This window comes from Seohaeicola zhoushanensis (assembly GCF_014656415.1).
Taxonomy (GTDB): domain Bacteria; phylum Pseudomonadota; class Alphaproteobacteria; order Rhodobacterales; family Rhodobacteraceae; genus Seohaeicola_A; species Seohaeicola_A zhoushanensis.
On sequence record NZ_BNCJ01000006.1, the window covers coordinates 19,678 to 40,835 of the forward strand.

General features: G+C 66.1%; 22 protein-coding genes, 1 pseudogene and 1 other annotated feature. Of the genes and pseudogenes, 12 read left to right on the forward strand and 11 right to left on the reverse strand.

The features are described from left to right. Nucleotides 1–24 precede the first annotated feature (24 nt). Nucleotides 25–993 carry an AraC family transcriptional regulator gene (locus IE266_RS12465; RefSeq protein ID WP_189680429.1) on the reverse strand — a complete coding sequence of 323 codons (969 nt, stop codon included), beginning with the start codon at nucleotides 991–993 and terminating at the stop codon, nucleotides 25–27. 172 nt (nucleotides 994–1,165) lie between these two features. On the opposite strand from IE266_RS12465, the gene IE266_RS12470 reads away from it, so the two are divergent. The 10 genes and pseudogenes from IE266_RS12470 (at nucleotide 1,166) to IE266_RS12510 (ending at nucleotide 7,541) form a co-directional block, all read left to right on the forward strand. Further along, entirely contained in the window at nucleotides 1,166–1,648 is a 483-nt protein-coding gene (locus tag IE266_RS12470) for a YHS domain-containing (seleno)protein (RefSeq protein ID WP_189680430.1), read from the forward strand. A gap of 113 nt (nucleotides 1,649–1,761) precedes the next feature. Then, the gene (locus IE266_RS12475) at nucleotides 1,762–2,310 is read left to right on the forward strand and encodes a carboxymuconolactone decarboxylase family protein (RefSeq protein WP_189680431.1); all 549 of its coding nucleotides are present in this window, start codon (nucleotides 1,762–1,764) and stop codon (nucleotides 2,308–2,310) included. 83 nt (nucleotides 2,311–2,393) lie between these two features. Continuing rightward, complete coding sequence (locus IE266_RS12480; RefSeq protein ID WP_189680432.1) at nucleotides 2,394–2,858, forward strand: nuclear transport factor 2 family protein; 465 nt, start codon at nucleotides 2,394–2,396, stop codon at nucleotides 2,856–2,858. Nucleotides 2,859–2,868: 10 nt separating this feature from the next. Next, the gene (locus IE266_RS12485; protein ID WP_189680433.1) at nucleotides 2,869–3,477 is read left to right on the forward strand and encodes a pyridoxamine 5'-phosphate oxidase family protein; all 609 of its coding nucleotides are present in this window, start codon (nucleotides 2,869–2,871) and stop codon (nucleotides 3,475–3,477) included. A 103-nt stretch (nucleotides 3,478–3,580) separates the two neighbouring features. After that, a pseudogene (locus tag IE266_RS26860) lies at nucleotides 3,581–4,095 on the forward strand (AraC family transcriptional regulator ligand-binding domain-containing protein); the annotation flags it as partial. Between the two features lie 42 nt (nucleotides 4,096–4,137). Beyond that, complete coding sequence (locus IE266_RS26865) at nucleotides 4,138–4,554, forward strand: helix-turn-helix transcriptional regulator (RefSeq protein ID WP_229864076.1); 417 nt, start codon at nucleotides 4,138–4,140, stop codon at nucleotides 4,552–4,554. A 128-nt stretch (nucleotides 4,555–4,682) separates the two neighbouring features. Beyond that, a complete protein-coding gene (locus IE266_RS12495; RefSeq protein ID WP_189680434.1) occupies nucleotides 4,683–4,895 on the forward strand; it encodes a hypothetical protein in 213 nt (70 codons plus the stop codon). 136 nt (nucleotides 4,896–5,031) lie between these two features. Then, nucleotides 5,032–5,880: a cysteine hydrolase family protein gene (locus tag IE266_RS12500; RefSeq protein WP_189680435.1), complete on the forward strand. Its 849-nt coding sequence runs from the start codon at nucleotides 5,032–5,034 to the stop codon at nucleotides 5,878–5,880. Nucleotides 5,881–5,928: 48 nt separating this feature from the next. Next, on the forward strand, nucleotides 5,929–6,411 hold the full coding sequence (locus tag IE266_RS12505; RefSeq protein WP_189680436.1) for a YHS domain-containing (seleno)protein: 483 nt from the start codon (nucleotides 5,929–5,931) through the stop codon (nucleotides 6,409–6,411). Between the two features lie 74 nt (nucleotides 6,412–6,485). Continuing rightward, entirely contained in the window at nucleotides 6,486–7,541 is a 1,056-nt protein-coding gene (locus IE266_RS12510; protein WP_189680437.1) for an MBL fold metallo-hydrolase, read from the forward strand. Between the two features lie 40 nt (nucleotides 7,542–7,581). On the opposite strand, the gene IE266_RS12515 is transcribed toward IE266_RS12510, so the two are convergent. The 10 genes from IE266_RS12515 to IE266_RS12560 form a co-directional block, all read right to left on the reverse strand. Next, the gene (locus tag IE266_RS12515; protein WP_189680438.1) at nucleotides 7,582–8,907 is read right to left on the reverse strand and encodes a VPLPA-CTERM sorting domain-containing protein; all 1,326 of its coding nucleotides are present in this window, start codon (nucleotides 8,905–8,907) and stop codon (nucleotides 7,582–7,584) included. A gap of 255 nt (nucleotides 8,908–9,162) precedes the next feature. Beyond that, on the reverse strand, nucleotides 9,163–9,972 hold the full coding sequence (locus IE266_RS12520; RefSeq protein ID WP_189680439.1) for an enoyl-CoA hydratase/isomerase family protein: 810 nt from the start codon (nucleotides 9,970–9,972) through the stop codon (nucleotides 9,163–9,165). Nucleotides 9,973–9,974: 2 nt separating this feature from the next. After that, nucleotides 9,975–11,804, reverse strand: a complete 1,830-nt coding sequence (locus IE266_RS12525; protein ID WP_189680440.1) for an AMP-binding protein — start codon at nucleotides 11,802–11,804, stop codon at nucleotides 9,975–9,977. After that, nucleotides 11,801–12,298, reverse strand: a complete 498-nt coding sequence (locus IE266_RS12530; RefSeq protein ID WP_189680441.1) for a MarR family winged helix-turn-helix transcriptional regulator — start codon at nucleotides 12,296–12,298, stop codon at nucleotides 11,801–11,803. The genes IE266_RS12525 and IE266_RS12530 overlap by 4 nt, the downstream gene beginning before the upstream one ends. Next, nucleotides 12,298–13,590: a TRAP transporter large permease gene (locus tag IE266_RS12535; protein WP_189680442.1), complete on the reverse strand. Its 1,293-nt coding sequence runs from the start codon at nucleotides 13,588–13,590 to the stop codon at nucleotides 12,298–12,300. The genes IE266_RS12530 and IE266_RS12535 overlap by 1 nt, the downstream gene beginning before the upstream one ends. Beyond that, the gene (locus tag IE266_RS12540) at nucleotides 13,587–14,135 is read right to left on the reverse strand and encodes a TRAP transporter small permease (protein WP_189680443.1); all 549 of its coding nucleotides are present in this window, start codon (nucleotides 14,133–14,135) and stop codon (nucleotides 13,587–13,589) included. Before IE266_RS12540 ends, IE266_RS12535 begins: the two co-directional genes overlap by 4 nt. 59 nt (nucleotides 14,136–14,194) lie before the next feature. After that, on the reverse strand, nucleotides 14,195–15,214 hold the full coding sequence (locus IE266_RS12545; protein ID WP_189680444.1) for a TRAP transporter substrate-binding protein: 1,020 nt from the start codon (nucleotides 15,212–15,214) through the stop codon (nucleotides 14,195–14,197). 134 nt (nucleotides 15,215–15,348) lie between these two features. Next, entirely contained in the window at nucleotides 15,349–16,203 is an 855-nt protein-coding gene (locus IE266_RS12550) for a universal stress protein (RefSeq protein ID WP_189680445.1), read from the reverse strand. Between the two features lie 13 nt (nucleotides 16,204–16,216). After that, on the reverse strand, nucleotides 16,217–17,707 hold the full coding sequence (locus tag IE266_RS12555; RefSeq protein WP_189680446.1) for a SulP family inorganic anion transporter: 1,491 nt from the start codon (nucleotides 17,705–17,707) through the stop codon (nucleotides 16,217–16,219). A gap of 61 nt (nucleotides 17,708–17,768) precedes the next feature. Then, nucleotides 17,769–17,825, reverse strand: a sequence feature (sul1 is cis-regulatory element that is thought to sense ions involved in sulfur or methionine metabolism; They are found in Alphaproteobacteria). A gap of 65 nt (nucleotides 17,826–17,890) precedes the next feature. Continuing rightward, nucleotides 17,891–18,526 carry a trimeric intracellular cation channel family protein gene (locus IE266_RS12560; RefSeq protein WP_189680447.1) on the reverse strand — a complete coding sequence of 212 codons (636 nt, stop codon included), beginning with the start codon at nucleotides 18,524–18,526 and terminating at the stop codon, nucleotides 17,891–17,893. A 266-nt stretch (nucleotides 18,527–18,792) separates the two neighbouring features. Here IE266_RS12560 and gph point away from each other — a divergent pair, with 266 nt between their 5' ends. Together gph and IE266_RS12570 are read left to right on the forward strand one after the other, a co-directional pair. Continuing rightward, nucleotides 18,793–19,470, forward strand: coding sequence for a phosphoglycolate phosphatase (gene gph / locus IE266_RS12565; RefSeq protein ID WP_189680448.1), 678 nt, complete (start codon nucleotides 18,793–18,795; stop codon nucleotides 19,468–19,470). 178 nt (nucleotides 19,471–19,648) lie between these two features. Further along, entirely contained in the window at nucleotides 19,649–21,073 is a 1,425-nt protein-coding gene (locus tag IE266_RS12570; RefSeq protein ID WP_189680449.1) for a TrkH family potassium uptake protein, read from the forward strand. Nucleotides 21,074–21,158 lie beyond the last annotated feature (85 nt).

Sequence of the window (21,158 nt, forward strand, 5' to 3'; positions counted from 1 at the left end):
GGCCTGCCCGCCCGGCCACAGGTTTCAGGACGACGCATCTGCCATGCCGTGTTTCGACCGCCCGGCCTGGCGATAGGCGGCGGGGGAGATGCCGATCTCCTTCTTGAACACGCGGCTGAAGGCGGATTCCGATGCATAGCCCGAGACCTCGGCGGCTTCGGCAACGCTCAGCCCGCGTGCCGACAGCGCCTCGCGGGCGATTTCCATGCGCCAGGCGGTGACGTAGTTCATCGGCGTGAGGCCGATCTGCGTGGCGAAGCGTTCGGCGAAGCCGGTGCGCGACAGGCCCGCCTCGCGCGCCAGCGAGGCAACCGTCCATTCCGCGGCAGGGGCGCTGTGAAAGGCGGTTAGCGCCCGAACCAGGTTCGGATCGGCGAAACCGGCGAGGCCGCCGTTCATGCCGCGCGTCTGTTCGATATAGGCGCGGATCGCCTGTGCGAAGATCGCCTCGGACAGCTTCAGCGCGATCAGGTCGCCGCCCAGCCGCGCGCCGCCGGCCTCGGCACCGATCACCTTCAGCGTCGCTTCGAGCCAGGGCCCGGCTTCCTCGCCGTAGCCGCGCAGGTGGATATGGGTCGGGAGCCGGTCAAACAGCAGGTGGCGCGAGCCTTCGGCAAGGGCGAAGTGGCCGCAGATCAGCTGGGTGTCGCGGGTCATCTCGTCGCCGCCCCAGACCAGCGTGCCGTGGCCCGGAAAGCCGGACCGGGCCAGGACATCGTCAAGCGGCAGGGCATCGTCGGGGCCGGTGTGACGGCACGAGAGCACATGCGCGGCCCCGTGCGGGATAATCACCAGGTCACCCTGTGCCAGGTGTATCGGCGCGGACTGGCCGGCGAGGCGCACCATCGCCTCGCCCCGGTGGGCGAAGTGGAACCGCGCCACGTTGCGGAAGGCCGGCACCCGGACTCCCCAGGGTTCGGTGAAGCTCGTCCGGAAATAGAGCGTGCCCCGGAGCGAGAGGCGGGTAAGGATATCGCTGAGCAGGTCCAACATGCCGGGCATCCTATCAGAAGAATTATAACCGTCCAGATATCCGGACGATCTAGCATGTTTGTCGGACTTACCGGCATTCAAAATCCAGCCATTTTGCGGTCAGTTTACATCGTTCCGGATCGTCGGCCAGACGCCGCGCCGGGATGGATCAAACCACGAGGAAGGATAACCGATGTCCCCCAAACTTTTTCTTGCCGCGACCACCATCGCCGCCCTCTGCGCTTTCGGCCCGGCCCACGCTGCCGACGAGGTCAACGTCGTGCCCGGCCTGACCGCCGCCGGCGCGCCGCTGGGCCTGCATGGCGCCGATCCGGTGGCGCTTCTGGATCACGGCCAGAACCTCGAAGGCCTGGCCGCTCAGACCGCCGTTAATGACGGCGTGGCCTATTACTTCGCCACCGAGGCCAACCGCCTGGCCTTCGAGGCGAACCCGGCCCGATACATGGTCCAGAACGGCGGTTTCTGCACCTTCGGCGTCTCGGTGAACAAGAAGTTCGACGGCGACCCGAACTTTGCCGCCGTGGTCGACGGCAAGCTTTACGTCTTCCTCAGCGAGGAGATCTACCAGGCCTTCCGGAAGGACCAGGCCGGGACCATCGCCAAGGCTGCCGCCAACTGGAAAGCCATCGAACACACCGCGGCCAGGGATCTCTGATCCGGTCCGGCACCCAACTGGCAGGAACAGCCAAAGCCTTGGCAGGCCGCGCCAATACCTTCAAGGCCGCGGCCGCTATCTCAAGACCATCGAAACTTACGGAGAACCACACCATGCCCCGCATCACTCTTCCCGGCTCGATCGACGCCGCCCCCACCGCCGCACAGCCGCTTCTCGAAGCCGTCCGCAAGTCGCTTGGCAGCGTGCCGAACCTGTTCCGCATCACCGCGAACAGCCCGGTCGCGCTCGAAGGCTATCTCGGTCTCAGCGGCGCCCTTGCCAAGGGCCGCCTCTCGCCGCAGACCCGCGAACGGATCGCGCTGGCCGTGGCCCAGATCAACGGCTGCGACTACTGCCTCTCGGCGCATAGCTACCTTGGCCGCAACCTCGCCAAGCTGGACGAGGCGGAGATTGCCGCCAACCGCAACGGCCACTCCTCCGATCCCAAGGCCGACGCGGCGGTGCAGTTCGCTGCGCAGCTGGTGCAGAAGCGCGGCCAGGTGTCCGAGGCCGAGGTCTCGGCCGTCAAGCTGGCCGGCTACGGCGAGGCCGAGATCGTCGAGATCGTCGCCCATGTCGCGCTGAACACGCTGACCAACTACCTGAACGAAGCACTGGATACGCCCATCGACTTCGCCGTCGTCAGCGCCGAAGCGGCCTGACGTCCCCCTGTCCCGGCCGCGAACCAATGTCCTCCCCCGCTCGCAGCCGGGACACTTTAACACTCTGATAATAGGCCCAAGCCATGACACGCCCGCCCTTGCCGCCCTTTGACGAAGCTTCCGCCCGGACCAAGGTTCAGCTGGCCGAGGATGGCTGGAACAGCCGCACGCCCGAGAAGGTCGCGCTGGCCTATACGCCGGACAGCCAGTGGCGCAACCGGGCCGAGATCTTCCAGGGACGCGGCCGTATCGTCGAATTCCTCACCCGGAAATGGGCGCGCGAGCTGGAATACCGGCTGATCAAGGAGCTTTGGGCGCATAGTGGCAACCGGATCGCGGTGCGCTTTGCCTATGAATACCGCGACGCAGGCGGCAAATGGTTCCGCGCCTATGGCAACGAGAACTGGGAGTTCGACGCAGACGGGCTGATGCGCCGCCGCATCGCCTCGATCAACGACCTGCCGATCGACGAGGCCGACCGGCTGTTTCACTGGCCGCTCGGGCCACGGCCCGCGGATCACCTCGGCCTGACCGACCTCGGCCTCTAGGAGACGCATCATGCCCCATGCCTATTCCGAGATCGCCTTCACCCCCGCCGTCCGCGCCGAACAGCAGCGCTTCGGGTCGGCCGCGGACTATGCCGCCCGGCTGTCGCCCGACCGCTCGGGCGGGGCCGAGCTGACGGCGCGCGAGGTGGCTTTCCTGACGGAACGTGACGGCGTCTTCCAGGCGACGGTGTCGGAGACGGGCTGGCCCTATGTACAGTTTCGCGGCGGCCAGCCTGGGTTCCTCAAGATCATCGACCACCGCACGATCGGCTACGCCGATTACAGCGGCAACCGGCAATACATCAGCACGGGCAACCTGCGGCACAACGACCGCGTGTCGATCATCGCCGTGGACTATGCGCGCCGGAAGCGGCTGAAACTGCTGGGTCACGCGCGGATCTCGGAGGATCCGGACATCATCGCTCTGCTCAACCGCGACGGTGGGCCGGCGGCCGAGCGCGCAATTGTCATCCGCGTCGCAGGCTTCGACTGGAATTGCCCGCAGCACATCCCGGTCCGCCTCACCGATGAGGAAGCCGGCGCAGAGATCGCCCGGTTGCGCGCGCGGATCGACATTCTGGAACGGGAGATAGCCCTGGCCCCGGGCCGTGGCTTCTGATCCCGAACGCAACATTCTCCCGCGGCATCAAAGCGCTGGCCTGATCGCCCTGCCCGGCGTAAATTGCGCTATGCCGAGCGTAACCATCGCTTTCGTGCGCGCGATGGCCAGGGCGGTCGGCGCGACGCTGAGGGAAGACGGAGCATTGCTCCGCGACGGCGTCGTCGTGCGCCGTTTCTCGGAATCCGACGGTCGGATCAGCGACGCCGAGTTCTTCGACTTCACGCAATGGGTGCGCAATTCCCAGCCCGACGACCTGGCGCTGGTGAAGGCCTATGCCGACACGATCCAGGCCGATGACCTTGGCGTTCTCGGGCTGGCCTTCAAGACCGCGCCGACGCTGCGCGCCTCGCTGGAGCGGATCGAGCGATATTTCCGGATTCTGACTGACACCGCGGTCTACTGCCTCGACGAAAGCGGCGATCCCGCGGTGTTCCAGATCGAGGCCCGGACCGCGCCGCACCCGGTGCTCGACCTCAGGAACGAATGCGCGCTGGCCGTTTTGTGCGCAACATGCGCAACTTCGTCGGCGGAGAGCTGGCGTTCGAGCACGTCTCGTTCAGCCACCCCTGCCGCAACGACCAGGCGCGCTATTCGGCGCTCTTCGGCTGCCCGGTGCATTTCGGGGCCGAGCGCAATGCCATCGCCATGAAACCCGCCATGCTGGATCTGCCCAACCGGCTGGGGGATTCGGCGGTGAATGCCTTCCTGACCGCACACCTAGAAAGCGAGCTTGGCCCGCTGAGCGAGGAAGCCTCGCTGCGGGCCGCCCTTCTGCGCCGCCTTACGCCCTCGCTCAGCAATGGCGTGCCGCAGGCGGCGGTCATCGCGCGTGACCTCGGGATGAGCGAGCGCACGCTCTATCGCCGGCTGGCCGAGGAAGGGCTGACATTCCGCGACGTGCTGGTGCAGGCGCAATCGGCACTGGCGCAGGAGCTCTTGCGGGACGGCAGCAACTCGATTGCCGAGATCGCCTTCCTGACCGGCTTTTCCGAGCAGAGCACTTTCAGCCGCGCATTCAAGCGCTGGGTCGGCAAGGCCCCGGCGCAGTTCAGGCAGCAGCCCTCCGACCTCTGATCCTTGGCAGGATCGGCCAAGAGCATGGCAGAGCCGGCCGATACCCGGGCCCGCCCCCACGGCTAGGTTTTCCTCATCGAACACACCGGAGCTGACAACGCTCCTGGCAGAGAGGAAAGGCCATCAGAATGGTTACCAAGGCTGACGCTGTTCCCAGGACCATGTCGCGCCATCGCGCCCCGCGGATCGGTCAGGCCCGCAGGGAGATGATCCAACTGCTGCTCCTGTCCATCGTCGCGGCGTTGCTCACCGGGGCGCTTGCACTGCCCTTCACCCTGCCCGGCGGCTCGCTCTCGTCTTGGGACACCGTGGTGCTGGGCGTCGCGACAAACGTCGGCTGAGACCCATCCCAACCCGATCTTCCCCGACGCGGCGCCACGGCGACCGCGACCGGGACAACCATGTCCGGCGTGATGTGCCGGGCCATAAGGCGCGCTGACCGGCGTGCTTCCATCACCCAGGAAAAGGAGACCTGAAATGACCCACGACCACGACCACCAATGCGGATGCGATGTCACCCCGGAACGGGTGGACATGGCGCGCCGTCGACTGATGTCTGGCGCGGCCATCGCGGCGGCGGCTGCCGTCGCCGGTTCCGCCACCAGCGCGGCCACCGACGAGGCCCGCGCGCTTTATGCCGATCCGGCGGAACCCGGCCTGCCGCAGGTCGACATGACCATCGAGAAGGGCCGCACCGCGCTGGTGGTCACCGACCCGCAGGTCGACTTCCTGTCCGAACAGGGCGTGACCTGGGGCGTGGTGGGCGAGAGCGTCACCGAACAGGGCACCGTCGACAATATCGAGCGCCTCTTCGCCGCCGCCAAGAGCGCGGGGATGCCGGTGTTCATTTCGCCGCACTACTACTACCCGCACGACCACAAGTGGCAGTTCGAGGGCACGCTGGAAAAGACCATGCACGCCATCGGCATGTTCGACCGCCCCGGCCCGCTGAACCTCGAAAACTTCCAGGGCTCGGGCGCCGACTGGATGCCGCAATACAAGAAATACATCGAGGATGGCGAAACCGTCATCTGCTCGCCCCACAAGGTCTACAGCCCGGCACAGAACGACCTGAACCTGCAGCTGCGCAAGCGCGGTATCGACAAGGTCATCCTGGCCGGCATGTCGGCCAACCTCTGCACCCAGGCGCATCTCTACGAGCTGCTGGAGCTGGGCTTCGAGGTCGCCGTGGTGCGGGACGCGACCGCCGGCGCCAAGGTGCCCGAAGGCGACGGCTATCTCGCCGCCATCATCAACTTCCGCATGGTCGCCAATGGCGTCTGGTGGACCGACGACGCCGTCGCGCGCATCGCGCAGTCGGCCTGAACTGCCCCCTTCCCTCAACCCAGAATTCTCCTCGAAAGGACCAACCAAATGAAAACCCTGCTCTCCCTGTCCGCCCTCACCATCGCCGCCGCACTGAGCTTTTCGCCGGCCTTTGCCGCCGACGAATACAACGTCTCGAACGGGATCACGCTCACCGGCAATCCGCTGGGCCTGCACGGCGTCGATCCGGTTTCGATGTTCGCGAGCGAAGCTCCCGGCATCGGCGATGCCGTCCACACCGTGGCGCATGACGGGGTGGACTACTACTTTGCCAGCGAAGAGACCAAGAAGCGCTTCGAGGCCGATCCGGCGTCGTTCTTGCCGCAGTTCGGCGGCTTCTGCGCCTTCGGTGTCTACAAGGGCAAGAAGCTCGACGGGGACGTCCGCTATGCCGATATCGTCGACGGCAAGCTCTACCTCTTCGTCAACGCGGCCATCTTCGCGGAATACCTGAAGAACCGCGAAGAGGTGATCTCGGTCGCCTATGACAATTGGCCGGGCATTCGCACCACGGCGGTCGAAGACCTCTGATCCCGCGATGGGTCTCGGGCGGCAGCGCCCGGCCCGAGACCTGCTTCTGCCCGCCTCCTAGCCAAGGTGACCAAATGTACAACCTGAAAACCGCCGTCCTCCTGGCCGTGCTGGCCGCTTCCGGTCCCGGCACGGCCCTGCGGGCCGAGACCACGCCGGGCCACAACCCGGCGAACACCGTTTCAATTGACCCCACCCACCCCGACAGCTTTCGCAACTTTGCTCCCGAACTGCCCGCCACCCGCGCCCGCGCGGCGCAGGTGAACACCGATTTCGGTCTGCATGTCAGCGAGATCGAACCGGGGCTCTATTTCCTGACCGACCTGATCTATCAATCCGCTGTCCTGGTCACCCCCGAAGGCGTCGTCGTCTTCGACGCGCCTCCGAGCTTCGGTATCGGGCATCGCGCCGCGATCGAGATGGTGGCGCCGGGCGTTCCGATCACCCATCTGATCATGAGCCATGCCCATGGCGACCACAACGGCGGCGGCGCGGGTTTCTCCGAAAACGACGGTCTTGTCGTGATCGCCGCGCAGGCCCATGCCGAAAGCCTGGCCGCCGCACCGGTGCGGGGCGTGCCTGCGCCGACGCAGACCTTCGCCGAGACCTTCGACCTGGTGGTGGGCGGCGTTCCGATCCACCTGCGCACCGCCCGTTTTCACGCCGAGGATGCCGACACGATCATCCACCTGCCGCGGCAGCGCTTCCTGATGGCGGTCGACACGATCACCCCCGGCGAGGCGCCCTTCATGAACTTCGGCGCGACAAGCAACGTCCGTGCCTACCTGGAGGGGTTCGACACTTTTCTGGACTTCGATTTCGAGCACTTTCTCTCGGGACACGTATCGGTGCTGGGAACGCGCGAGGATGTGGTGAAGATGCGGGACTATATCCGGGATGTCTGGGACAGCGTCCATGCGCTGATGCCCGGGTTCAACGCCCGGATGGATGAGGCATTGCAGCTGGTGGAGTTCCGGAACGGCAACCTCGCCTACCGGATGGCGATGGAGTCCCTCCGCGACGACTGCGCCGCCGGGATCATCGGCAGGTGGAAGGATGAATTGTCGGTGGTCGATCTATGGGCCGACAGCCACTGCGAGACGGTCCTTCTCTACGCAATCATGCATTGAAGGTCCGGGGGATGGCGACGCCGTCATCCCCCGTTGCGCTTCAGCGCGCCTTGCGGCGGCGCAGGCCCGCCATCACCGCGAAGGTGCCGAGCAGCAGGAAGGCCGAAGGCGGCAGCGGCACCGGCGTCACGTCGATTGGCGGAATCGGGGCCGGTGGCATGACGGTCGGCGGAATTTCTGGCTCGCCGCCCGGTGTCTTCGGGTCCTTTGGCGGAATCGGAGTCGAGGTGGTCGTGCCGGGAGGCGTGCCGCCGCCGGGCGGGGTGAAGACTGGCGGGCGCCAGTTGCCGACCGGATCGGGCACCGAAGCCACTTCGATATCCGGGTCGACAAGCCCCGCGAAGGGCGTTTCGCACAGGCCGAGATAGCGCGAGCTGCCCATGTTGTAGCTGCACAGCTTGACCGGGGCGAGACCGAGGCAGCCCTTCACCTCATTGTCTTCCATCGGCACGTTGGTGTTCGCAGCGATGCTGACGCGGGCGGCATTGCGGCCGCGCCGGAAATCGGCATCGAAGATGCCGGGCACATAGGCGCGGGTCACCTTGCCTTCGTCGTCGAAGGCAACAAAGACCTTGTCGGTCTGCGAGAAGAAACCGGTGGTCTGTTCGATCCGGGCCAGGTGAAGCTCGCCCGGTGCCTCGTCCATGCGGCAATCCTGAAGCTGGCCCAGCGTGGCGAGCGGCGCGCTTGCCGGATCGGCGTTGAACCGAAGGCTGACCAGCGGGCTGGGCGATTGCGACGGATCGGGGCCCAGCTCGGCCTTGCAGGTGTCGAGCGTTGCCAGGTCGGGAACTTCGATCCGGTCGGTCACGACGTGATCGTTATCGCGCGAGATCGCGACCAGTTGCGGCCGCAGCCCGTTGCGGAAGGCTTCGGCGAGCACAACGGCGCGTTCGCCGGTCAGCAGCAGCGAGTCGGTGCTCTTTTCCAGCGCGTCGCTCAGATCCCATTCGATATCGCCGAAGGCCATGCGGATGGGACGGTCGGCGCGCGGGCTGTATTTGAGCTGGATGCGGAAGCGCAGCGCGCCCTCTTCCGGCGCGATGGCCTGGATCGAGGTGGCCGGGCTGCGACGGATGTGGGCGAAATCGAGGGCGATGCCGTCGACGTCGACATAGCTCGAATCCTCGATGAGGATGCGGGCGCTGACGACGCAGCTGGCGCCGGCCTGCGTGCGCACGACCGAGGCGCCGTTGGGCAGGAAGGTCTGGATGATCGCCGGTCCGACGCTGCCGAGGCTGGCCACCGAATCGTCGTCGATCCGGGTGGCCGCCGCCGAAAGCTGATACGGCATCGAGGCAAGGGCCACGATAAGCGCCCAGGACCAGGTCTTTTGCCGTTTGAAGGCGAGGAACTCTTTAACCATTTTACTACCAATGGACTTCACGCCACCCGTGCGAGCCCAACTTCCGCCACAATTACAACGTGCTTCTGCTGTAATTGCCGCACGAAATCGACAAATTTCTGATTTTTGTACAGCCCCTGGAGACACTCCTCGCCAAAATGTCATTACCGTTTCCGATTGGCGCTGAAATCGACGTTTTCAACGGGTGAGAATCGGATGTGGTTTGCCGCTGTACCGCCCCATTTCAATGGGGTGCCGAGTCGACAACAGGGGTCTCTACCGCCCCCGGTAGGCCGGCGCGCGACGCTGGAGGAAGGCGGCGGGGCCTTCGCGGGCGTCTTCCGAGGCCATGATCCGGTCCATGCTCTCGGTTTCGATGGCATAACCCTCGGCATAGGGACGGCCGGCGGCTTCGGCCGTGGCCCGCTTGACCTCGGCAATCGCGAGCGGGCCGTTGGCCGCGATCCGCTCGGCCACGCGCAGCGCAGCGGGCAGCACCTCCTGCGGCGGCACAACCTGGTTCAGCAGGCCGAGCGCCAGCAGCCGGCTGGCCTCGACCTGATCGCCGGTCAGCAACATCTCCATCGCCACAGCATGGGGCAACTGGCGCGGCAGGCGCACCAGAGCGCCGGCGAAGGGGATCAGCGCGTGCCGCACCTCGGGCAGGCCGAAACGGGCGTGATCGGCGGCGATCCGGATATCGGTCGCCAGCATCAGCTCGAACCCGCCGGCGAGGCAGTGTCCGTTGATTGCCGCGATCACGGGTTTGACGCTATGCGCGCCCTTGAAATTGGAGCGGAACAGGATCTCGCGATTGGCGGCGAGGCGATGGTCCCATTCCGTTTCGGGCTGCCGGGCGCCGGTCAGCAGCGGCAGGGTCAATTCCAGGTCGCCGCCGGAACAGAAGCTCCCCTCGCCTGCCCCGGTGATGACGGCGACCCGCAGCTCCGGGTCGGCCTCGAAACGGTCGAAGGCATCTGCCAGGCGGCAGATCATTTCGGGGTTGAGCGCGTTGTGCCGCTCAGGCCGATTGAGGGTGATGAGGGCGACCGCCCCCCGTGTTTCAAATATCAGAGGCAGCGCCATCGTCATTCCCGCCCCGTGATGGTCAAGGCAAGCGGCATCCCCGTCAGCGCCTGTTTCATGGCATCGAGCGTGGCCGCGGGCACCTCGACGCTGGTATCGAGACTTTCCGAGACCTCGATGTCCACCACGCTTGCGTCGATCCCGGCCTCCTCGGCCGCTGCGGCGATGGCCCAGAGAATGGCCTCGCGCCGCAGGGTCGGCTTGAAGATCTTGCCCACCGGCGTCAGCGGCAGAGCCTCCAGCACCCCGATCCGTTTCGGCAAGGCCACCGGGTCGTCGATCCGTTCGCGCAGGAAGGCAATCAACGCCGAGCCATCGGCCTGCGCACCGCTCCGCAACGTCACGAAGGCGACCGGCAGTTCGCCGGCATAGGCGTCGGGCATCCCCACCGCCGCGGCGTTTTCGACCTCCGGGTGGGCGAGCAGTGCGTCCTCGATCATCTGCGGGTCGATGTTGTGGGCGCCACGGATGATGATGTCCTTCGCGCGGCCGGTCACGTAGAGGCGGCCCGCGGTGTCGAGCTTGCCGATATCGCCACTGACCAGCCAGCCGCCCGGCAAGAAGGTGCCGGCATTGCGCTGCGGGTCGGAATAGCCGGCCGAAACGTTGGGCCCGCGCAAGGCGATGATCCCGGTCTGGTCCGCGCCGAGACGCTTGTCCGGATCGGCATCGCCTGCCGTCTCGCCCAGGATGGCCACCTCGGAGAAGGGCATCCGCAGCCCGCAGGACAGCGGCGTGCGGGGGCCGTGCACCGGTTCGACCGCAATCGCCCCGGCGCATTCGGTCATGCCGAGGATATTGCGTACGCCCCTGCCCGTCTTGCTTTCCGTCGCCTCGGCCAATTCGGTCGGCAGCGGCGAGCCGCCGGTCAGGAACCAGCGCAGGGTCGAGATATCGGCGTTGACCGGGATGCCGTTGAGCGCCGCCAGCACGGTGGGCACCGCGCCGACGATGGTGATGCCGTGGCGTTCCACCTGTTGCCAGATGGAACGCATGAAGGTCTGGTTGCGCATCCCCAGGCGGCCGGGGATCAGCAGCGTTCCCCCGGCCGAAAGTGTCGAGAGCCCGTAGACGAAGGCCCCCGCGACATGGAACAGCGGAAAGCCGTTGACCACCACGTCCTGCGGCGCAAGGTCGTGCAGCAGCGCGCAGGAGCGGGCCACATGGGCCTCGTTGAGGCGCGAATGGCGCACCAGCTTGGGCGCGCCGGTGGTGCCGCCGGTGTGGTAATAGGCAGCCAGCGCGTGTTCGTCGCCTTCGGGCGCAATCTCGGGTCCAGCGAGGTTCCCGGCCACCAGATCCTCGAAGATCCCGTCCGCGCCGGGGCAATCGGCATCGCCGTCGCAGGCCAGGATCGGCAGGGTGACACCCTCGGCGCGCAGGGCGGGCACAAGGTTGCTCCAGTAGTCGATCTCGTCGTTCACGCCGGTGATGACCACCACGGCGGCCCCGGCGGCCTTGAGCAGCCCCGCAATATGCGCGGGTTTCAGCAGCGGGTTGATCGGGCAGACATGCCCGGCGATCTGCCCGCCCCAGAGCGCGACATGGGCCGAGGGCGTGTGCTGCGCCATCAGCGCGACCGAACGCCCCGGCACCACGCCGAGACCGCGGAACAGGCGCGCGGCCCCCATGCTGTCACGCAGGAGGTCGCCGTAGCTGACAATCCGATCCGCTGCCGGATCGCCCGCATCGCGCAGGAAGCGGATTGCCGTGGCATCGGGGGCGCGGGCCGCACTGTGCTTCAGCAGGTCCCAGGGCGTGCTATGCGGGAAAACGGCCTCGAAGCCCCGCGCTTCGAGTTGTTCGAGATCGGCGATGCCGCTTATGGTCATGCGCTCTGCTCCACATTCGGGGCAGCCAGGAAGCCGCGAAGGTTGGCGTCGATGCGGGCCAGATCCCCGCGCAACCGGTCGAGCTCGGCAGGAGTGAATCCATCGGTGATCACAGCCTCGTGGCGGGCGACCTCGGCTTCCAGCCGGGCCAGCTTGTCCTGGCCCTCGTCCGTCAGGAAGATGCGCTTGACGCGGCGGTCGCTCTTGGCGTCGCGCCGTTCGAGCCAGCCTTCGCGCGACAGGATCTCGATGATCGGCACCAGGCTCGAACGGTCGAGGAAGATCGCCTCGGCCAGGCGCATCTGATGGATGCCCGGATTGGCCTGCACCAGCTTGAGCATCCCGTAATACCGCGGCGCGGCGCCAAAGCCCGTGATGGTCTTCTCGAAGCTCTTGTAGGCGGCGATCTGCAGCAGCCGCAGCCGGTAGGACACGCTGCCGGTCAGCGCCTCCGGCTCCACCAGATCTTCCAGGTCGCGCATCACCCCCGCCATCAGTGCATCCCCGAAGGCAGGAACAGCACGATGGCCGGGAAGGCGATCAGCAGGATCAGCCGCAGCACGTCGACCACGACAAAGGGCATGACGCCCCGGAAGATCGTCGCCAGCGAGATGCCCGGCGTGATCGAGTTGATGACGAAGACGTTCATGCCGACCGGCGGGGTAATGAGGCCGAGCTCAACCGTCATCACGATGATGACACCGAACCAGATCGGGTCGAAGCCGAGTTCCATCATCACCGGAAAGACGATCGGCACCATCAGGATGACCATCGCCATGGCATCGAGGAAACAGCCCATGATCACGAACATCAGCAGGATCAGGATCAGAGTGCCATAGCGCCCCGCACCGAGGTCGATCAGGAACTGGGTCAGCTCCTGCGGCACCTGCGTGATGGCGAGGAAATATCCGAACAGGGTTGCGCCGATCAGCACGACGTAGATGGCGACCGAGGTGCGCAGCGCCTCGACCAGGCTGTCGAGCAGGCCCGACAGCGACAGCCGGCCGCGCGCCATACCGATCAGCGCGGTGATGAAGGCGCCGGCGGCGGCGGCCTCGGTGGCGGTGACGATGCCGAAGTAGATCGAGACGATCACCGCGATGAACAGCAGGCCGACGGCCCAGACGCCCCGCAGCGAGCGGAAGGCCTCGCCCAGGTCGAAGCGTTCCCCGGCCGGCAGGCTGGGGCCGTACCAGATGCGGACGGTCAGCATGTACATCGCCACGGCCAGCAGGCCCGGCACGATGCCGGCTATGAACAGGAGGCCGATGTCCTGCTCGGTGATGAAACCATAGACCGCCAGCACCACCGAGGGCGGGATCAGGATACCGAGCGTGCCGCCGGCAGCGATGATGCCGGTCGAGGCCTCGTCAGAATAGCCGGCGCGCTTCATCTCGGGGTGGGCGATCTTGGTCATGGTGGCGGCGGTGGCCACGGAAGAGCCGCAGATCGCGGCAAACCCAGCGCAGGCGCCGACCGAGGCTAGGCCCAGCCCCCCGCGCAGCCCGCCCAGCCAGGCGCGCCCGGCGCGGAACAACTCGGCCGACATGCCCGAGTTCGTCGCCAACACGCCCATCAGCACGAAAAAGGGGATCAGCGTCAGGTTGAAGTCGGTCACCGTGCTGATCGGCGATTGCGCCAGCAGGTTCAGCGCCGGCCCCATGCCGACGATGGCGCCAAAGCCGAAGATCCCGACCAGCCCCATAGCGACACCGATCGGCACGCGCAGGATCATGAGGAGGAACAGGGCGGCAAAGCCACCGCCGGCGACAAGCTCGTTGCTCATGATTTCTTGATGTCCTCGAGAAGGTGCTCGTCGATGCCGTCGTATTCGCCCAGGTCCCGGCCCCGCCCCGCGATCAGCCAGAGCCGGATCGCGGTGGTCAGCAGAGCGGCGACAAGGCCGAGCCAGATGCCGAGGAAGAAGGGCCAATGCGCGAGGCGCAGTTCCATCGTCGCGTCACCGCCGCTCATCGCGGCCTGGACCCGCTCCCAGATCTTCCAGACCAGCAGCAGGGTGAAGCCGAAGAGGACTGCCCAGGCGAAGGTGTTCATCGCGGTGCGCAGGCGGCGCGGCAGCGCATGGGCCAGCAGGTCGACCTTGATGTGGGTGCCGTGATAGCCGAGGCTCGCCAGCCCCCAGGCGATCGCCACGCCCAGTACGAGGCGCGAGACGTCGAAGGTATCGGGCACCGGCGAGGCGAAGATGTATCGCCCGATGGCGGAAATGACGATCAGCACGGTCACGACACCGAGCATGATGCCGGCGATCCGTTCGATCAGGAGGATGACTCCCCGCGTGGCGCGGGAGCCTTCATCTGGCTGCGACATGGAAGAACCCGAAGATCAGGGGCCGCGCCGGGGCATAAGACACAGGCGCGGCCGGAGGGTCAGTAACGTGCGTCGTTGGCTTCGAGCGACTTCACGTAGCCATCGAGGATCGCCGTGGCGTCGCCGCCCTTGGCCTCGACCGCCTTGCGCCATTCGTCGAGCAGCGGCTCGGCCGCCTTGCGCCAGGCAGCAACCTCGTCGTCGGTCGGCACGTTCAGGGTCTGCTCGGGGTCGGCGATCAGCTTGTCGCGGGCGGCCATGTCGTCGTCGTACCAGCCCTGCGCCACTTTCGAGGACCACTCGGGCGAGCAATGCTCGTCGATCACCGCCTTGTTCTCGGCCGAGAGCTTTTCGTAGCTCGCCTTGTTCATGATCATGACCTGCGCCGAGAGATAGAAGGGCATGTCGAGATGCTCCTTGACCTCGTCGGTCAGCTTGAAGTCATACATCGACCCCCAGGGGAAGGTCACCGCCTCGGCCGTGCCGCGCGACAGCGCCTCGCGCACTTCCGGTGCGGGCACCTGCACCGGGCCGCCGCCCAGCAGACTTACGAAGCGGGCCATGGTGGCATGGGCCGGGCGCACGTTCTTGCCCTTGATGCCCTCGGGCGAGGTGATCTTCTCCTTGGAATGCAGCGTGCCCGGGGCGTGGGGGTGGATGAAGCAGACCTTGACGTCGCCCATCTCCTGCTCGGCGCCATATTGCAGATACCACTCGTGGATCGCCTTGGCGCCCTTGATCGAGTCATCGGCCATGAAGGGCACTTCGGTCAGCGCGTAGATCGGGAAACGCCCGGCGGTATAGCCCGGGTTCACCCATGCGAGATCGACGATGCCCTGCTTGGCCATGTCGTAGTGATCCGGCGCCTTGCCCAGCTGCTGCGCCGGGAAGATCTGGATGGCGATACGCCCGTTCGACGCCGCTTCGACGTCCTTGGCCCAGGGTTCGATCCCCTTGGACGCCGGCGCGATGCCGGCGGGAACCCAGTGCGATAGGCGCAGGGTCACTTCCTGTGCCATCGACATGGCCGGAATGGCGAGCAAAAGAATTCCGCCAAGAGCGGTCTGTGCAAATTTCATGATATCCTCCCACAAGCAGAGCCGGATCCTCCTCCGACTCTCTCGTAATGGTGGATATCAAACATTATTGCCGATTTCAATTCTCTTCGCAGCGGGGCCGGCCCAGTCCCCAGGCAACGGCACGCAGGCTCGGATCAGCGAAGCAGGACGACTGGCACTTTGCACGAGCGCACCATCTCCGTCGTGGTCGAGCCGATGATCATGCTGCGGATGCGGCTATGCCCATAGGCCCCCATCACCACCATGCCAAAGCCTTCTTCCTCGACCAGCCTGCCCAGTTCGGTCTCGGGCTGGCCCGGCACGATCCGCGTCGCCGCCTCGATCCCTGCTGCCTTCAGCAGCGCGGCGGCATCGGCCAGCCCCCTGCGAAGGTCGGCGGTGTCGGTGCCAACCGTCACGACGGTCACGGCGAGGTCGAGGAACAGCGGGCTGCGGGCGATCAGGTCGACCGCCTTCATGGCCGAGCGCCCGCCGTCATAGGCGACGAGCACCGAGCGCACCGGACGGAAGGCGCGCGAGGCGACGACAACCGGGCGATGAGCGACGCGGACGATCCTCTCGAGATTCGAGCCGAGGTGGCCCTTGGCGAAATCGGCGGCCTCGCCGCGCTTGCCGATGACGATGACGCGTGCCTCATCCTCGACCTCGGCGATGGTCTCGACGATGTCGCCATGGCGCAGGCGCGAGGTGACATCCGTGCCGCCGGCACGTTCGACGATAGCGCGGGCATCCTCCAGGATCGCCCTTCCCCGCTGCCCGATCAGCCTGGCCCGCTGCGCGTCGAGTTCGGCCAGTTCCTCCATCAGCTGCGTGCGGGCGCCAAGGCGGATGGAACCGGACAGATTCTGCGTCTCGGGCGCCTCGCGGCGGCCCAGCACGTGCACCAGCTCGACCGGCGCCCCGGTGCGCGCCGAGATCCAGGCCGCGTGTTCGCAGACGCTCTCGGAATAGATGGAGCCGTCTACCAGGGCTATGATCTTCTCGGTCATCGCGCGTCCTCCCTCAATGCGCCGACAATGCGTCGATGGCGCCGGGCTTGTCATGGGTCCCCAGCTTGTCGACGAGTGTCTCGGTGGCTTCGTTCATGCCGACGACCTCGACCTCGGCCCCCTCGCGGCGGAACTTGAGGATCGCCATGTCGAGCGCCTGCACCGAGCTGATGTCCCAGATATGCGAGCGGCATACGTCGATCACCACCCGCTCGGGCGCTTCGCGGAAGTCGAAGGCATTCATGAAGTCCTCGACCGAGCCGTAGAAGAGCTGACCCTCGACCCGGTAGGTCCGGATGCGTCCGTCGGCGCTGATCTCCGAAGTGACGCGGAACAACTGGGCGATCTTGGCGGCGAAGAAGATGCCCGACAGCAGCACGCCGACCAGCACGCCGATAGCGAGGTTGTGGGTATAGACCACAGTCACCACGGTCGCGATCATCACGATCGACGAGGACCGCGGATGCACGCGCAGCGACTTGATCGAGGACCACGAGAAGGTGCCGATCGAGACCATGATCATGATCGCCACCAGCGCCGGCATCGGGATGCGGCTGACCAGGTCGCCGAGGCCCACCACCAGGATCAGCAGGAACAGTCCCGCCACGAAGGTCGACAACCGCCCGCGCCCGCCGGATTTCACGTTGATCATCGACTGCCCGATCATCGCGCAGCCGGCCATGCCGCCGATGAAGGCGGTGGCGGTATTGGCGACGCCCTGGCCGATGCATTCCATGTCGCGGTTCGATTTCGTGTCGGTCAGGTCGTCGACGATGTTCTGGGTCATCAGGCTTTCGAGCAGGCCCACCGTGGCCACGGCCACCGAATAGGGCAGGATGATCCAGAGCGTTTCCAGCGTGAAGGGCACCTGCGGGATCAGGAAGACCGGCAGAGTGTCGGGCAGTTCGCCCATGTCCCCGACCGTGCGCACGTCCCAGCCGAAGGTGACGGTCAGCGCGGTCAACACGATGATCGTGACCAGCGGCGACGGGATCGCCTTGGCGACAAGCGGAAACAGGTAGATGATCGCCAGCCCCACCGCCACCAGCGCATAGGTCAGCCAGGTGACGTTGCGCGGGTCGAGCTCGGGCAGCTGCGCCATGAAAATCAGGATGGCAAGCGCGTTGACGAAGCCGGTCATGACGGACTTGGACACATAGCGCATCACGAAGCCCAGCTTCAGCATCCCCGCGCCGATTTGCAGCAGGCCCGCCAGCACGGTTGCCGCCAGCAGGTATTGCAAGCCATGATCGCGCACCAGAGTCACCATCAGCACCGCCGTCGCCGCGGTTGCGGCCGAGATCATGCCGGGCCGCCCGCCGGCGATCGCCGTAATGACGGCGATCGAGAAGCTGGCGTAGAGGCCGATCTTGGGATCGACCCCGGCGATGATCGAGAAGGCAATCGCCTCGGGGATCAGGGCCAGCGCCACGACGAGGCCCGAGAGCAGGTCGCCACGGATATTGCCGAACCACTGGTTGCGGTAAGCGTCGAATGAAATCATCAGATCGGTTCCGATATCGGCGCGTCAAGCGCGGCCGGTGCGCAGATGCGCCGTTGTCTGTCGTTGTCCGGCGGATCGGCGGCCGGAAGAGCCACCCGGAATCGCTTCCGGGTCCAGGTTCGCTGCATTGCGGCATAGGGGCAACGGGCCAGAAGGGCAACCCGAATGCGGTCGCGCCGACCTCTAACGCCGGAACTCCCTGGCGTCGACGCCCTCGCGTGCCTTGTAGACCGGCAGTTGCCAGTTGAAGGCCAGCGCGCCGCCGCGCAGGGCAAAGGCCATCCCCGCGCCGCCGAGCGCCGAGACCAGCAGGCTCGCCTCGGCCTGCCGGCAAGCGACAAAGACCACCGCCCCGAGCAGCGCGGCGGTGACGTAGATCTCGCGCCGCAACAACACCGAGGGTTCGTTTGCCAGGACGTCGCGCAGGATGCCTCCCAGCGTCCCGGTCAGCACCCCCATCACCACCGCCACCGTGGCGCTGCCCGAGATCAGCAGGCCCTTGTAGGTGCCGAAGACGCCGTATGCGGCCAGCGCGGCAGCATCGAGCCAGAGCAGCCAGCGATAGCGCGATTCGGCGAAATGCGCGGTGAAGTAGAGGACCACCGAAGCAATCGCGCAGACGATGATATAGTCGGGCCGCACCACCCAGAAGACCGGCACCCCGAGGACGAGGTCGCGCACGGTTCCGCCGCCGATCCCGGTGACCGCGCCCAGGAAGACGAACCCCAGAATATCGAGCTGCTTGCGCGACGCCGCCAGCGCGCCTGTCGCCGAGAACAGCGCAACCCCGGCGTAATCAAAGAATTCCACCACGTTCATGCGTCAGCCCCCATCTCGCGCAGGTTGCCCGCGCGGAGATGGCGGGGCTGCTTTCATCCTGTTGCCGCCATCATAGCCGGAAGTATTGCCGGAGGGCGAGATGGAGCGGACCGTCTAGAAATCTATTGTCGGCGGGGCCGGATATGACACGAACCCCAATTGCGCGCCATGTGGGGACCATTTGCCGCTTGGCCCCGAGGCCAGCCCTGGCATAGGAGGGGCCGAGGCATTGGCAGGCTCCTGGAGCTTTGAGGGGAATTGGGCAGATGAACTTCACATTGCAGAGCACGCAGCGGGTCAAGGGCCTCGTCTTTGACCTGGACGGCACGCTGATCGACAGCGCGCGCGATATCATGACCGCCGCCAACCGCCTGCTGGCCGACCATTCCGCCGAACCGATTGACCTGGAACAGACCATCCGCTTTATCGGGCATGGCATTCCGACGTTGGTGCGCCGGGTGCTGGACCATCGCGGGATAGGCCATGACGAGGCCATCCTAGCCGAGCAGGTCCGCATCTTCTCCGGCTACTATGGCCCCGCCGCCACCGAGACGACGCATCCCTACCCCGGCGTGATGGAGATGCTGGCGCAGCTTGCCGCGAGGGAGTTTGGCCTGGCGATCTGCACCAACAAGGCGGAAGCGGCAACGAAGCTGATTTGCGACACGCTGGGGCTGACACCCTATTTCCCCGTCATCATCGGCGGCGACACGCTGGCCGTGCGCAAGCCCGACCCGGCCCCGCTGCTTCTGGCGATCGAGCGGCTGGGGGTCGCCGTCGACGAATGCCTCTATGTCGGGGACAGCGAAACCGACTACGCCACCGCGCGCAACGCCGGGGTGCGCTTCGCCTATTTCGAAGGCGGCTATCAGCGCCGGGACATCGCCGATTTCGCGCCGGACTACCGGCTGGCGGCGACATCCGAGATCACGGGGCTCGTCTAGCGGTCAGTGCCCCCGCGCCAGCGGCCCGCCACATCGACTGTACGATGCCACGTGGCGCCTCGGTACATTTTCATCGTGTGAACGGCGATGGAACAGGCTATGACAGGCACCGGTACCCCGGCTGAACTGGCAGTCATGGCCCGGAACTGACCGGTGCCGTCGACGAACTGGACAGAGAATGCATTTCGTATTTTTCATCAATGGTCTGGTCCTGCTGTTCTTCGCTTCGCTGATGGGGCTGACCGCGCTGCTCTTCCAGGACACGGCGGCCGAGTTCCTGACCTCTGCCGTCATCTCCGGCCTGATCGGCGCGCTGCTCTGCCTGACGACACGATCATCCTTTGATCGGCTGCAAACGGTTCACACCTTCCTGCTGACCTCCAGCGTCTGGATGACCGCGGCGGCGGTCGGGGCGTTGCCGCTGTTCCTCTGGTCGCTCTCGCCGGTCGATGCCTTCTTCGAAGCCATGTCCGGCATCACCACCACCGGCTCCACAGTGATGACCGGCCTCGACGGCACCGCGCGTGGCATCATCTTCTGGCGCGCCGTGCTGCAGGCGGTCGGAGGCGTCGGCTTCATCGTCACGGGCATCGCGCTGCTGCCGATCCTGAACATCGGCGGGATGCAGCTCTTCCGCACCGAAAGTTCGGACAAGGGCGAGAAGGAGCTGCGCAACGCGACCCTCTTCGCCACCGCCACGCTGAAGGTCTACCTCGGCCTGATGAGCCTCTGCGCCTTCATCTACTTCCTGGGCGGCATGAACGGGTTTGACGCCATCACCCATGCGATGACCACGCTCTCGACCGGCGGCTATTCCGGCTATGACGCCTCCTTCGGCCATTTCCAGAGCCCGTTCCTGGAGTGGACGGCGACCTTCTTCATGTTCTGCGGCTCGCTGCCCTTCGCCTGGTATATCCGCGTTGTAACGAAACGGGCGTTCCGCAGCGAACAGGTCAGCGCCATGGTGATGAGCCTCACGGTGGTCATCCTGTCCCTCTCGGCCTGGCTGGTCCTGTTCCGCTCCGTCGCACCGCTCGAGGCGCTGCGCATGGTCGCCTTCAACGTCGTCTCGGTGGTGTCCACCACCGGCTTCGCCACCACCGACTACACGCTCTGGGGCCCCTTCGCGGCCTTCGCCTTCTTCGCGCTGACCAGCGTGGGCGGCTGCACCGGGTCGACCGCAGGCGGAGCCAAGGCGATGCGCTGGCTGATCCTGAAACGCTCGGTCGGCGCGCAATTGCAGATGATCCGCTCGCCGCACCGGATGGTGGTCGTCCGCTACGAGGGGCAGCGCATCAACGAGGACGTCTGGAACGGGGTCATCACCTTCTTTGCCTTCTACTTCCTGACTTTCGCAGTTCTGGCAGTCGCGCTCGACCTGCTGGGGCTGGACTTCGCGACCGCGATCAGCGGCGCGCTGACCGCGCTTGCCAATGTCGGCCCCGGTGTCGGCCCGATCATCGGCCCGGCCGGCAACTTCGCGACGCTCTCGGACCCGGTGAAGATGGTGCTGTCGCTTGGGATGTATCTCGGCCGGCTCGAAATGGTGACGGTCTTCGTGCTGCTGATGCCGGTGTTCTGGCGCGAAGTCCGCTCGATGTGAAGCACCAACGCCCGTCGGAAGCCTGCGTGACTCCGCCATATGCCCAAATCCAGGGCCCGATGCGCCAGATCCCGCCTGCCCAGCC